General features: G+C 48.8%; 10 protein-coding genes. 9 read left to right on the top strand and 1 reads right to left on the bottom strand.

Annotation, left to right across the window (positions count from 1 at the left end; genetic code table 11):
- Positions 1 to 86 precede the first annotated feature (86 nt).
- From AB4Z29_RS00535 to ppk1, 9 genes are all read left to right on the top strand, one after another.
- Complete coding sequence (locus AB4Z29_RS00535; protein WP_441941225.1) at positions 87 to 3,743, top strand: DNA polymerase III subunit alpha; 3,657 nt, start codon at positions 87 to 89, stop codon at positions 3,741 to 3,743.
- Between the two features lie 192 nt (positions 3,744 to 3,935).
- Positions 3,936 to 4,427, top strand: coding sequence for a phosphatidylglycerophosphatase A family protein (locus tag AB4Z29_RS00530; RefSeq protein WP_441941224.1), 492 nt, complete (start codon positions 3,936 to 3,938; stop codon positions 4,425 to 4,427).
- A gap of 95 nt (positions 4,428 to 4,522) precedes the next feature.
- Positions 4,523 to 4,714, top strand: a complete 192-nt coding sequence (locus tag AB4Z29_RS00525) for a hypothetical protein (protein WP_053374720.1) — start codon at positions 4,523 to 4,525, stop codon at positions 4,712 to 4,714.
- A gap of 40 nt (positions 4,715 to 4,754) precedes the next feature.
- Entirely contained in the window at positions 4,755 to 5,624 is an 870-nt protein-coding gene (gene accD / locus AB4Z29_RS00520; protein WP_183557471.1) for an acetyl-CoA carboxylase, carboxyltransferase subunit beta, read from the top strand.
- Complete coding sequence (locus AB4Z29_RS00515) at positions 5,614 to 6,684, top strand: acetyl-CoA carboxylase carboxyltransferase subunit alpha (RefSeq protein ID WP_441941223.1); 1,071 nt, start codon at positions 5,614 to 5,616, stop codon at positions 6,682 to 6,684. The genes accD and AB4Z29_RS00515 overlap by 11 nt, the downstream gene beginning before the upstream one ends.
- Positions 6,685 to 6,778: 94 nt before the next feature.
- Positions 6,779 to 8,533, top strand: coding sequence for a pyruvate kinase (gene pyk, locus AB4Z29_RS00510; protein ID WP_441941222.1), 1,755 nt, complete (start codon positions 6,779 to 6,781; stop codon positions 8,531 to 8,533).
- Positions 8,534 to 8,657: 124 nt separating this feature from the next.
- Positions 8,658 to 9,125, top strand: coding sequence for an acyl-CoA thioesterase (locus AB4Z29_RS00505; RefSeq protein WP_441941221.1), 468 nt, complete (start codon positions 8,658 to 8,660; stop codon positions 9,123 to 9,125).
- Positions 9,126 to 9,492: 367 nt separating this feature from the next.
- Positions 9,493 to 9,885, top strand: coding sequence for an FxsA family protein (locus tag AB4Z29_RS00500; RefSeq protein WP_441941220.1), 393 nt, complete (start codon positions 9,493 to 9,495; stop codon positions 9,883 to 9,885).
- A gap of 159 nt (positions 9,886 to 10,044) precedes the next feature.
- Positions 10,045 to 12,111: a polyphosphate kinase 1 gene (gene ppk1, locus AB4Z29_RS00495; protein ID WP_441941219.1), complete on the top strand. Its 2,067-nt coding sequence runs from the start codon at positions 10,045 to 10,047 to the stop codon at positions 12,109 to 12,111.
- Here ppk1 and AB4Z29_RS00490 read toward each other — a convergent pair.
- A complete protein-coding gene (locus AB4Z29_RS00490; protein ID WP_441941218.1) occupies positions 12,083 to 13,630 on the bottom strand; it encodes a Ppx/GppA phosphatase family protein in 1,548 nt (515 codons plus the stop codon). The two genes, ppk1 and AB4Z29_RS00490, sit on opposite strands and share 29 nt — an antisense overlap.
- Positions 13,631 to 13,881: the final 251 nt, after the last annotated feature.

The raw sequence follows: 13,881 nt of genomic DNA, 5'->3' as shown, positions 1-13,881 counted from the left end.
CCTGCTACCATTCTATGGGCGTGTCCACTGTGATTATGATAAAATAGAGTTAACTTATTTGGACGATGCGGAAAGGATCGGATGCGATGAGCAGTCAGAACGAACAATCTTTCGTACATTTGCATGTTCATAGCGAATACAGCCTGCTTGACGGCGCAGCTAGAATCCGTGACCTTACAGCAAGAGCAGCGGAGCTTGGCATGAAGGCGCTGGCATTGACGGACCACGGCGTAATGTATGGAGCCATTCCCTTTTATAAAGCGTGCCGGGCAAATGGCATTAAACCGATCATAGGCTGCGAGCTTTATATGACGACAGGCTCACGGTTTGAGAAGGGAGCGCGGAAGGACAATCCTACCTATCATTTGATCGTGCTTGCCAAAAACGAAACCGGTTATCGGAATTTGATGAAGCTGTGCTCGATCGGCCATTTGGAGGGCTTTCACTATAAGCCCCGTGTGGACTTTGTGGTATTGCGAAGCCATTCTGAAGGTTTGATTTGCCTTAGTTCATGTCTGGGAAGCGAAATTTCGCAGCATTTGCTGCATGATCGATTAAAGGATGCGCAAACTAGCGCACTCCGTTATAAAGAGATTTTCGGCGATGATTTCTATTTGGAGCTGCAGGACCACGGCTTGCTGGATCAGAAAAAGGTCAATGCGGCTATGATTAAGCTGGCAGGCGCCACGGGAATTAAATTAGCAGCAACGAATGACGTGCATTACTTGCAGGCTGAGGACGCTGAGATGCAGGATGTACTTATTTGTATCGGTACAGGCAAAACGACGGAGGATGAAGGTCGCCTGCGGATGCTATCAGACCAGATGTACTTGAAAAGCACGGAAGAGATGGCGCTGCTGTACAGACATGTGCCGGAAGCCATTGCGAATACGAGCGAGATCGCGGATAAATGCGAGCTGGAGCTGACGCTTGGCCGTGCTGCGCTGCCGGTATTCCGGCCGGTCCCGGCTGGGATGAGCTCCTCGGATTATTTGATTGCGTTATGCCAAGACGGCCTGGCGGCAAGATATGCTGGATTGCCAGAATGGGTAGATGAGGCCGAATTCAGAGAAACGGCGGAACAGCGCCTCGAATATGAGCTGTCCGTCATCGACAAGATGGGATTCAGCGATTATTTCTTAATCGTTTGGGATTTTATCCGCTTCGCTCATGAACGAGGGATACGAACAGGCCCGGGACGCGGATCCTCCGCGGGCAGCTTAGTTGCCTATACGCTGCGCATCACGGATGTCGATCCGCTGAAATATAAGCTGTTGTTCGAGCGTTTCTTGAATCCTGAACGGATTTCGATGCCTGATATCGATATCGATTTCAACGATGAGCGCCGCGATGAGGTTATCGCATATGTGGCAGCCAAGTATGGAGATGAGCATGTCGCCCAAATCATTACCTTCGGAACGATGGCTGCAAAGGCTGCCGTTCGGGATGTAGGGAGGGCGATGAACGTCCCATTCCAAGAGGTGGACCGTGCAGCCAAGCTTATTCCCAACCAATTGGGCATTACGCTGGATGAAGCGCTGCGCTTGAGCAGCGAGCTTCGTGAGGCAAGCGAGCGACAGCCCCGAACAGCGAGCATGTTGAAAATGGCCGTTAAGGTTGAAGGTATGCCTCGCCATGCGTCTACGCATGCTGCAGGCGTTGTCATCTCCCAAGAGCCGCTTACGAACTATACGCCTATACAGACAGGCAGCGAGCAAATACCGCTTACGCAGTATTCGATGGAAAATTTAGAAGCTATTGGGCTGCTCAAAATGGATTTTCTCGGCCTGCGCACCCTCTCTATTCTAGAGCGCGCGCTTAAGGCGGTGAAGGAGCAGCACGGCAAGGTTATCGATTTTCATACCATTAGCGATAATGATCCCGCGACGTATGCGATGCTCAGCCGCGGGGATACGACCGGTATCTTCCAGCTAGAGTCAGCTGGCGTAAGGCGAGTGCTCAAAGAAATGAAGCCAACGGATTTCGAGGATATTGTCTCGGTGCTTGCATTATACCGTCCAGGCCCTATGGAATTTATTCCGAAATACATTCAAGGCAAGCACGGCCTGATTACGGTGGAATACCCGCATCCGTCGCTCGAGCCGATTCTATCGGATACCTACGGAATCATTGTGTATCAGGAGCAGATTATGCAGATCGCTTCGCTGATGGCAGGTTTCTCTTTGGGTGAAGCCGATCTGCTGCGCCGCGCCGTTTCCAAGAAAAAGCGGGAGGTGCTGGATGAGGAGCGTGCTCACTTTGTGAAAGGGAGCCTCGCTCAAGGGTATTCGGAAGCTGAGGCCAATCTGGTCTACGATATGATCGTTCGATTCGCCGATTATGGCTTTCCGCGCGCACATGCCGCAGCCTATGGCGTGCTTGCTTTCCAGACGGCGTGGCTCAAAGCGAACTATCCGATCCCTTTCATGGCTTCCATGCTGGCTTCGGTTACCGGGAATCAGCGCAAGACGGCCGAATACGTGGATGAATGCCGTCGCATGGGCATTGAAGTGCTGCCCCCCGATGTCAATGAAAGCAACGTTTCCTTTGCACCTACGGATAGGGCTGTTCGATTCGGCCTTGCAGCAATCAAAAACGTCGGAACGCAGGCGATCGAAGCGCTTATGAAGGAGCGCGGTGAGCGGCCTTATGAGAGCTTGCTTGATCTATGCCAAAGGGTGGATTTGCGCGTCGTGAACAAACGGGTTTTGGAATCACTCATTCAAGCAGGAGCGCTTGATACGCTGCCAGGACACCGTGCGCAGCTGCTTGCAGCGCTTGAGGAAACGGTGGAAACGGCGGTCAAATGGCGAAAGGAACGTGAAGAGCTGCAGATCGAAATGTTCGGTCTAGATGAAATCCAGAACTGGGATGTCGAGCTTCCGGATATTCGGCCATATACAACGGGACAGAAATTGGATTTCGAACGCGAACTGCTTGGTTTGTATTTATCGGGACATCCGCTTGATGCGGCGGAGCAGCAGCTTTCGTCACTCGGTCTTGATCGGCTGCTTGAGCTTAGCGATGTAAAGGATGGAACAATTGCCATTGTTGGCGTTATGGTTGTGTCTATAAAGCCATTCACGAATAAGAAAGGCCTATCGATGGGCTTCATCGAGCTGGAGGATCGGATTATGCGGGTTGAAGCTGTCGTTTTTCCTACGATATGGAAGCGGATCGGCAGTAAGCTTGCGAAGGGCGGGTTGGCTATCGTACAAGCTACCGTTCAACAGCAGGATGACGATTATAAGCTGCTCGTGGAGGATTGCGTGCCGATTGAGCCTGGACGAATGGACCTTGCAGAGCAAGTAGCCAGATTGCAGAAGCAAGCGAAGGCGCGGGCATCACGGGCGAGCGGAAGCGCTGCTTCTTCAGGGAGAACCGTACAGAGCACAGCTTATTCAAACCGGAGTCAACAACCCTCAGGAATCAATCCGAGTTCAAAAGCTGAAAACGGAGCTGTACGAGCTAATCATGGCGGGATGATAAGCGCGGCTCCTCCTGCAGAACGAAAGCCGCAGCGCGTATATATTAAAATCGTAGCTGATAAGGAGCAGCCCGTAATATTAGATCAGCTCAAAGCGTTGCTCGCAAGCTACTCCGGCCAGCTCGCAACCGTATTATTTTATGAACAAGGTCAGAAATCGATTGCGCTTAGCGACAGCTACCGCGTTAAACCGTCCACGCAGCTAATTTCTGCAGTTGAGAGTCTGCTAGGACAAGGAACTATCGTTGTGAAATAAATTCCCTCCCGATCTTGCAAACAAAAGTATTTCTTATGCACGTCAGGGCTCGTATGTGCATATGTTTAGAGATACATGTGACGATGGCAATGAAGATTTTCCTAGAGGAGCTCGATTTATAGGACAACGCCATCTGCTCACGCTAATGTTTCCAAGATAGACGTACAAGCAGTTCCGGGAGGGATGAGTCCTATGATAGGAATCGAGAAGTGGCTCTTAAAACGAGGGGTATCGATCGATGATGTATCCGAAATCGTTTATACACTGCAGCTTCCCTACAATCCTGATTTAACAATGGAAGAATGCGAGGAGAGCGTAAGAGCGGTGCTTGACAAGCGCGAGGTTCAATATGTCATGTATACGGGAATCGCTCTGGATGAGCTGGCAGAACGCAAATTATTGCCCGAGCCTCTGCAATCGATCATGGAGACGGACGAGTCGCTATATGGCGTAGATGAGACGCTGGCGCTTGGCATAACGAATGTTTATGGCATGATTGGATTGACGAGCTTCGGATATTTGGATAAAGTAAAACCCGGTATTATTCGTCAATTGAATGTGAAAGGCGAGCGCATTCATGTGTTTTTGGATGATTTGGTTGCCGGATTAGCCGCTGCTGCATCGGCCAGAATTGCGCATCAGGACCCGAAAGCGATCCGATATGATTTGCCGGATTCGCCATGACTATGGTATCATTGTGAGATCATATGGCCTGTTACCGGGATAGCTATGCTTAGTAAGTGAGCTTTGCGGAAGCAAAGTTTTCAGGAGGTACCATGATGTGGACGGTCATTTATATCGCACCAACAGCTAAAATCGCAGATAACATCAAGAAGCGGCTAACGGAGGAAGGATTTTTGGTGAAAATCCGCTCTGTCAATCTGTCCAAACAGCAATACGAGATACTGGTTCCATCAGGCGAGTTGGAGGAAGTACAGGAAGTATTTAACTCCATAATGAGGCCTTTATGATGGATAGCTTTATACTATTGCGCCTTGAGAGGTGTCACACGTGCAAATAAAGGATCTGTTTACGAAGAAGAAGTATGCGACCATACCATCGGAGCCGCGCAAGCGCGAGGTTCCTGAGGGCTTGATGAATAAGTGCTCCAAATGCGGCACCATTCAGTACAGCAAAGAGCTTGAGAAAAATTTGAAGGTGTGCTCCTCCTGCGGGCATCATTTCCGACTGACGGCATTGGAGCGCATTGCATTAACGCTCGATGAAGGACATTTGCTAGAATACGATGCAGATATGGAATCTGTCGATCCTCTTAACTTCCCTGGCTATGCTGGCAAGCTGGAACAGCAGAAGAATAAATCGAGTCTTCGCGAGGCTGTCATCACAGGAGAAGGGTTGATCGGCGGGTTTCCGGTTGTTGTAGCCGTAATGAGCTTTGATTTCTTTACGGGTAGTATGGGATCGGTCGTTGGAGAGAAGATAACAAGAGCGATTGAAGCGGCTCACGCCAAACAGCTGCCGCTTCTTATTTTCTCGACCTCTGGCGGCGCCCGAATGCAAGAAAGTATAATCAGCTTAATGCAAATGGCCAAAACAAGCGCAGCGCTTTCGAAATTTCAAGGCGCAGGTGGTTTGTTTATTTCGATTTTTACCGATCCTACTACAGGTGGGGTATCGGCTAGCTTTGCAAGCTTGGGCGACTACAATTTGGCCGAGCCTGGCGCGCTGATCGGTTTTGCCGGACGGATTGTCATTGAGCAGACCATTCGGCAGAAGCTGCCGGACGATTTCCAGACAGCTGAGTTTAATTTGCAGCACGGCCAATTGGATAAAGTCGTGCACCGAAAAGATATGAAGCCTACGTTAACGAAGCTGCTTGATATGCATGTCGCAAGGGGGGAAACATCCTATGGCGGGTGAGCTGCCTTTCGAGAAACCGTTGAATGATTTGCGGCAGAAAGTTACGGAGCTGAAGACCTTAAGCGTGGAGAAGGGGATTGACTTCACCGAAGAGATTCGCGGCCTTGAGCTGAAGTGCAAACAACTAGAGGAAGAATTGTACAGCGAGCTGTCTCCAGCTCAAAAAATGCACATGGCGCGTCATCATCAGCGTCCAACCTCACTAGATTTCATTCAAACGGTTTTTACCGACTATATGGAGCTTCATGGAGATCGTTTGTTTGCGGATGATCTTGCAATCGTGGGGGGACTAGCCAAGCTGAACGGCATACCGGTTACAGTCATCGGCCATCAACGAGGCAAGGATACCCGCGAGAATATTGCTCGTTTCTTCGGCAGTCCTCATCCCGAGGGCTTCCGCAAGGCGCTTCGCCTTATGGAGCAAGCAAACAAGTTCAAGCGCCCGATCATTACCTTCATCGATACGAAGGGGGCTTATCCAGGAAAAACTGCGGAAGAACGCGGCCAGTCAGAAGCGATTGCGCGCAATTTGCGGGAAATGGCAGGCTTTGGCGTGCCTATCGTTTGTATTGTTATCGGTGAAGGCGGCAGCGGCGGCGCACTTGCACTAGGCGTCGGCAACCGCGTACTCATGTTGGAGAACGCTATATATAGCGCCATTTCTCCGAATGGCGCGGCATCCATACTTTGGAAGGACGCTTCAAGAGCGGATCAAGCCGCTGAAGCGATGAAGATCACAGCTAAGGATTTGCTGGAGTTCGGCATCATCGAAGATATCATTCCAGAGCCTCAGGGTGGTGCGCATAAGGATTTGGCCTATCAAGCAGAGCAAATTAAGGATAAGCTGTGGCTGCATTTGCAGGAGCTTCTCCCTTTGACTGCCGATGAGCTGATCGAGGACCGCTATAATAAGTTCCGGAAAGTCGGTTATTTCAAAATTGCGGAGAAGCCGCTTGAGTTTTCAAATGAGCAGACTGCTGATAGCAATCAAGCTCAATTGGTCGATGAGACGGAGCAAACCTCCGATCAGACACAGGTGGCAACACCGACCATTCAGTAAATTATATGTAAAATTGATTATTTCACTGTACAAGCAGTGGAGTGTCGTGTCAGTATAGTATAGAATATCAGGCAATTTACGGAGGAAACTTAACATGCGCAAAACAAAAATCGTTTGTACAATCGGTCCATCCAGCGAATCGTTGGAGAACACAAAGAAACTTATCCATGCAGGAATGAACGTTGCCCGTCTTAACTTCTCCCACGGAGATTTTGAAGAGCACGGCAACCGTATCAAGAACATCCGCCTTGCAAATGCTGAGCTAGGCACTTCAGTTGCGGTATTGCTTGATACAAAAGGACCTGAAATTCGCCTAGGCAAGCTGAAAGAAGAGCCTATTGAATTGAACCAAGGCGACACGATCACGTTGACGACTGAGGAAATTCTTGGCGATCGGAATCGCGTTCCCATTACTTACAACAACCTGCCAAATGATGTATCCATCGGCTCGACGATTCTAATTGACGATGGCTTGATCGGTTTGACGGTAGAAGAGGTTAAAGGAACTGAAATCTTGTGCCGCATCGTAAACAGCGGTCCAATCAAAAGCAAAAAAGGCGTTAACGTACCTGGAGTGAAGATTTCTTTGCCTGGTATTACCGAAAAGGATGCGAACGATATCGTATTCGGGATCGAGCAAGGCGTAGATTTCATCGCAGCTTCTTTCGTGCGTAAAGCAAGCGACGTGCTTGAGATCCGTGAGCTCTTGGAGCGTCATAATGCAGGACATATCCAAATTATTTCCAAAATTGAAAACCAAGAGGGCGTAGACAACCTTGATGAAATTCTTGAGGTTTCTGACGGCTTGATGGTAGCGCGCGGCGACCTTGGCGTAGAAATTCCAGCTGAAGAGGTTCCACTCGTTCAGAAGAATATGATTAAAAAAGGCAACCGCGTAGGCAAGCCTGTTATTACAGCGACGCAAATGCTTGATTCCATGCAGCGCAATCCTCGTCCAACTCGCGCAGAAGCGAGCGACGTTGCCAATGCGATTTTTGACGGTACAGATGCGATCATGTTGTCCGGTGAAACAGCTGCGGGACGTTACCCGACTGAATCCGTACAAACAATGGCTCGTATTGCTGAGCGTGCAGAAGCGGCATTGGAATACCGTGAAATATTCACAAAGCAAGCAAACGCACAGCAAACCTCCGTTACGGAAGCAATCAGCCAAGCCGTTGCAAACTCAGCGCTTGATCTGAAAGCGAAAGCGATCATTACTTCGACTCAAAGCGGGTTTACTGCTCGTATGGTATCGAAGTACAAGCCTAAAGCGCCGATTATTGCGGTTACGACAGATGAGAAAGTATTGCGCCGTCTATCCCTTATTTGGGGCGTGTTCGCTGTTCTTGGTCCTGATGCGGATACAACGGACGAAATGTTCGAAAACGCAGTTAAAGGCGGCATGAGCACTGGATTCCTAAACCTTGGCGATACGGTTGTTATCACGGCAGGCGTTCCTGTTGGTCGTGCGGGTACAACAAATCTGATCAAAATTCACCACATCGGTGAGCTTCTTGCCCAAGGACAAGGTATCGGCAGCCAAACAGCTATCGGTAAAATCGTTGTAGCTCGTACACCAGAAGAAGCCATTGCAAAAACGACTCAAGGCTCCATCTTGGTTACGGTCTCGACAGACAAAGAATATATGCCTGCTTTCGAGAAAGCGGGAGCGGTAATTACTGAGCAAGGCGGCATTACCAGCCACGCAGCGGTAGTGGGTCTTAACCTTGGAATTCCGGTTATTCTTGGCATTTCGAACGCAACCGAACTGCTTAAAGATGGCATGGAAGTTACCATCTATGGCGAAACGGGCGTTGTTTATCACGGCCAATCTAAAGTCCTTTAATCCTAAAGGTACTTTCTAACAATTAGATAAGAAGCAGATGAAAGCGATGGTGATCTCACCGTCGCTTTTTGTTCATTCGTCATGTTTACACAGAAATGGTTAAATTGCCTTTAGGAGGGATATCATGCTTACACAAGCTAGTTGGTTTACGCATCCGCTGCGTGTGCGTTATGAGGAAACAGATCAGATGGGTGTTGTGTTTCATGGCAATTATGTAACCTGGTTCGAGATTGGACGTACAGAATGGATAAGAAACGTGGGATATAGCTATAAAGAAATTGAAGCCAATGGCTTGCTGCTTCCTGTCGTTGATTTGGAATGCCGCTACATCTTGCCTGCTCGCTATGACGACATGGTCATTGTGTGCACGCGCATCGGTGCTTGCACGCCGGTGCGGGTAACTTTTGAATCGCAGGTAAGAAGGGTAGGGAAAGAAGAGTTCGAAGCAGGAGTGTTTGCTGGTAGCGATCAGCTGCCTGGTGAGTTGCTCGTTGAGGGCGGTACCAAGCATGTTTGGGTGAATGCCTCCTGGCAGCCCGCCCGTCTTAATAAAGCGATGCCCGATTTATATAACCTGTTGCTTACAAAGTAAGCTCGCGCAAACCAGTAGGCTTGTGCTTGCGAAGGAAGTTTGCGATGTAAACGGAGCTTATGCTCTTGAAGCAAGTTTGCGATGTAAACGGAGCTTATGCTCTTGAAGCAAGTTTGCGATGTAAACGGAGCTTATGCTTTTGAAGCAAGATTGCGATGTAAACGGAGCTTATGCTTTTGAAGCAAGTTTGTTATGTAAACGGAGCTTATGCTCTTGAAGCAAGTTTGCGATGTAAACGGAGCTTATGCTTTGAAGTAAGCTTGTTATGTAAACGAAGCTTATCCTTTGAAGCAAGTTGCTTCACAATCGAATTAAAGTATAGCCTTAAGTTCCAATTTCGCTATGCAACTTTTTAGGAGGTCCAATCATGTACAAATGGCTGTTGGCGGTTTTTATTATCGTACCCGTTATTGAGCTTTGGGGTATTTTTCAGATGGGCAGCTGGATCGGCGGATGGAATACGTTTTTTATTCTTATTGTGATGGGACTTGCCGGAGCCTACTTAGCCAGAGCGGAAGGCCGCAGAGTATGGAGCGAAGCACAGCGCCAAATGCAGGCCGGTCAAATTCCGGGACAGACCATGCTGGATGGCTTATGCGTGCTCGCGGGTGGCATACTGCTGCTCATGCCGGGCTTTTTATCCGATATCGTAGGTGTTACGCTACTCTTTCCGGCAACGAGAACCTTTTATAGGCAAATGATGCTGCATTGGATTGAAAAAAGAATGAGAAATGGCAATTTTAAGATTGGAAGGTTCTAATATTTACGTCATATTTACAAAAGGTTAACATGGAAATAATAGTTATGCTTCATAATGTAAGAGATCGTTGTCGTTTCCTGCAGCAGTCTTGATAGGCATACTGAAGCGTATGCTATAAAAGCAGGTTAATTTCGCAAAATTACTCAGGAGGCGTGAGAAATGACCAAGCTTTTGTCCAACTATGTAAATCGTGACCTAAGTTGGATCGAGTTCAACCGAAGAGTTCTCCAAGAAGCACAGGACCCGGGCAATCCCCTGCTGGAGAGAGCAAAGTTTCTAGCGATTGTGACAAGCAATCTCGATGAATTCATGAGCGTGCGAGTCGCAGGCATACAAATGCAGATGAGAGCAGGCCTATCTAAAACGGACTTTACTGGATATACGCCTTCCGGACTTTGGAAGAGGCTTATTAAACGTGCAACACAAATGGTAAATGATCAATATCGTACATACAGAGAAGTTTTTCGCGGTTTAAGCCGCGAAGGCATATTTATTCGTTCACTCGAAGAGCTCAACGTAACGCAGACGAAAGCAGTCTCGGACTATTTTCATGAAATCGTATTTCCTGTCTTAACACCGATGGCTGTCGATCAGAGCAGACCTTTCCCGCTCGTTCATACGAAAGAATTATATTTGGCGGTGCTTTTAAGGCAGGAAGGTAGTTCAGCGGAGGACGAACCGTTGTTTGCGATTGTGCAGGTACCCTCTATATTGTCGCGATTCGTTCCTGTGCCGGGAAGGATCAATAGCAAAAAGACGGAGTTTGTGCTGCTTGAGGATCTAATCCAGCAATTTATTGATACCTTATTCAATGGGTATATTCCGTTTTCGGTTCATCCATTTCGACTTACAAGAGACGCGGACATTACACTGAATGAGGAAGACGCAGAGGATTTGCTGGAAGAGATTGAGAAAGAGCTGCGCAGGCGCCGCTGGGGCATTCCGGTAAGGCTTGAAGTAGCAAAGGGGATGCATCCTTATGCGCTTGAAATGCTTACAGAAGAGCTGGAGATTGAAGATAATTTATTCGAGATTGACGGACCGCTGGATCTTAGCTTTTTGATGAAATTCGCAGGAGCCGTTCCCGGCAATGACAATTTGCGCTACGAGAAGCTTGAGCCAGTCTACCCGCGGGAGTTCGATGAAACGGATGATATGTTCGAAGTTATCCGCCAGCGTGATGTGCTGATGTACCACCCATACGAGTCGTTCGACGCAGTGAATGATTTCGTTATGCAGGCTGCCTATGATCCAGATGTCCTTGCCATCAAGATGACCTTATACCGCGTCAGCGGCCAATCTGCACTCGTTCAGGCGCTTGCCAAGGCAGGAGAGGCTGGCAAACAGGTAACGGTCGTGGTCGAGCTGAAGGCAAGGTTTGACGAGGAGCGGAATATTGCATGGGCACGACAGCTGGAGAAGGCAGGCTGTCATGTCGTATACGGCTTGGTTGGCTTAAAGACCCATGCCAAAATTTTATTGGTCGTTAGGCGAGAGCAGGGCACGCTGCGCCGGTACGTTCATGTTGGCACGGGCAACTATAATGACAGCACGGCCACCTTGTATACGGATATCGGGCTGTTTACTTCACATCCAATTATCGGAGGCGATGCTTCGGCGTTATTTAACGAGGTTACAGGCTATTCGTCGCCTTATGAATGGAAAGCCTTTGGCGTTGCACCCTCCGACTTGAAAGAGAAGCTGTACCGATTGATCGATCGCGAACGTTTAAATGCGATTGCGGGCAAGCCGGCGCGTATTATTGCCAAAATGAATTCGTTGTCCAATCAGGAAATGATTGATAAGCTTTACGAGGCATCGCAAGCCGGTGTGAAAATCGTATTGATCGTACGAGGGGTATGCTGCTTGCGTCCAGGCGTGCCAGGACGAAGTGAAAATATTCAGGTTATAAGCATTGTAGACCGGTTCCTCGAGCATGCGAGAATCATGTATTTCCATAACGGCGGGGAAGAAGAGGTTTACTTGTCCAGCGCGGATTGGATGACACGCAATCTCACAAGAAGGATAGAGCTGATGTGTCCGGTATTTGATCCAACGCTTAGACAAATATTGATCAAGATGCTTAATTTAAATATTGATGATAACGTCAAGGCGCGCGAGCTGCAGCCGAACGGTACTTATGAGCATATCTCTAGCGTCGATAAGCAGCCGTTCCGCAGCCAGTTTGAAGCCAAGGTTATATCGTCGTGGAAGGGACGTGCGTAGCCGAATAATCGAGACTCGGCGTGTACGCCCACAGCTTCTTGAATTCGGCTGCAAGCTCATCCACCTCGCGGCGTTCTACGTCAAGCGTTCCTCGGGGCTGAACGGGCCGAAGCAGCAGCTGGTTGCCAGATAGCTGGACATTCAACTGCGCAATGGCTTGCGTCTCCCCGCGATCCAAGGCGGCAGACAATTGCAGCAAAGCACCCAGCTTATAAATAATATCAAGGTCGGAATCGTTCAGCAGCTCTTTATATTCGGATATATGCTGACGTGCCCGGCCTTTGCTTTTGTATGAAGCAATGGCGGCGGTCATGATCATTTCCCGGTGAGTTAGTCCGTTCAATTGGGAATTGATAATGAGATAGAAGGAATGCCGAGCATACTCGTAATAATCAATGGAAGCTCCGATTCGGAACAGCTGCGAGGCGGTGTCGAGCAATACTCTCGTCTGCGAAGGCAGAGCGTTCTCATAATGGAGCACATCATATATCTCGAGCGCAATGCGGTTCACCTGCATCACATGCTGCTTAGGCGCTTCAGGATGTAGAGCGCTTAAATTCGTCAGGCTGTATTTCAGCACGTCATCCAGCTTTGGGTGATTCGGAAATCGAGTAGCATGGAATAAGCCGTCCCGCAGCCCTGCCCCGCAGATGCGGTAGTAAGATGCTTTCGTAGCACGAAACAAGACACGTAGTATGGCAACGCCAGGTACAACCACGTCGGCGCGTTCCTTGGACAAGCCTGGCAGCTTGCGCCTTTTTTCGAGCGGAAGCTTACGCATTTGATGAAACAGCTCATCGACATGCTCGGACGTAGCAGGATAATTATGCGTTTGCGGGAATGGATATTTGTAGGCAGCCTGATGCATTTTGCCTAGTGCTCTCACGGTGCCTCCGACGCCAACTAATGGAAGTCCAGGCATCTCGCCAATCCACGGCTCATTCTTCACGGCCTCAATGACAAGCGTTTCAAGCGCCTTTAGCTCCTCATCGAGCAGCATGCCTTTGGCGCCAAAACGTTTGTTGAGACTGACGCATCCGAATGGGAAGGATACGGAGCGAACGAGGGCGCGGTTGCGAAATAGCGATAGCTCGGTGCTTCCTCCGCCGATATCAATAAGGAGTCCGTCTTTGATATTCAGGGAGTTGACCATCCCTAAAAAACCATAGGAAGCCTCATCCTCACCGGATAGCAATTCAATGGTTAAGCCGGTTTCAACTTTTATCCTGCTTAGTATTTCATTGCGATTTTGGGCGTTTCGAATAGCTGCGGTAGCGACAGCACGAATATTGCTTGTATGATTGTGTGTGCAAATCATGGTAAAATGGTTCAGCGTGTCTATGAGCTCGTCGATCGCTGAAAGTGGAAGACAGCCGTCTTCGTCAATACGTTCGCTTAATCTAGCAGGCCGTTTGCTGCTATCCGCCACACGATGAGCACCATTTGCTGTCCTCTCGTATACGACAAGTCGGACTGAATTGGAGCCTATGTCAATAATCCCGATGCGTTGTTTAGTCATGTAGCGCCTCCAAGTACAGCGAATTTTGCTCGTTTTGTTCTCTATATGACATTTTACCACTATATTCGCTTCTGTAAAATTAGTTTATGCTGCGGCTAAAAATAGAGCGAATAGGGAAAAATGCAGCTGGAGCCTATGGTACGATGTGGTGAAATAATAAGCGAAAAAAATATTAATGATGCCGATAAAGTACAAAGCGCGGAAACAGTTGATTCATCGAGGGTTTTCGAAGGTAGTGTAGAGGCTTGCCC

The sequence above is a fragment of the Paenibacillus sp. 2TAB23 genome, from assembly GCF_052115165.1.
Taxonomy (GTDB): Bacteria; Bacillota; Bacilli; order Paenibacillales; family Paenibacillaceae; genus Pristimantibacillus.
This window is presented reverse-complemented; position numbering and strand designations above follow the sequence as displayed.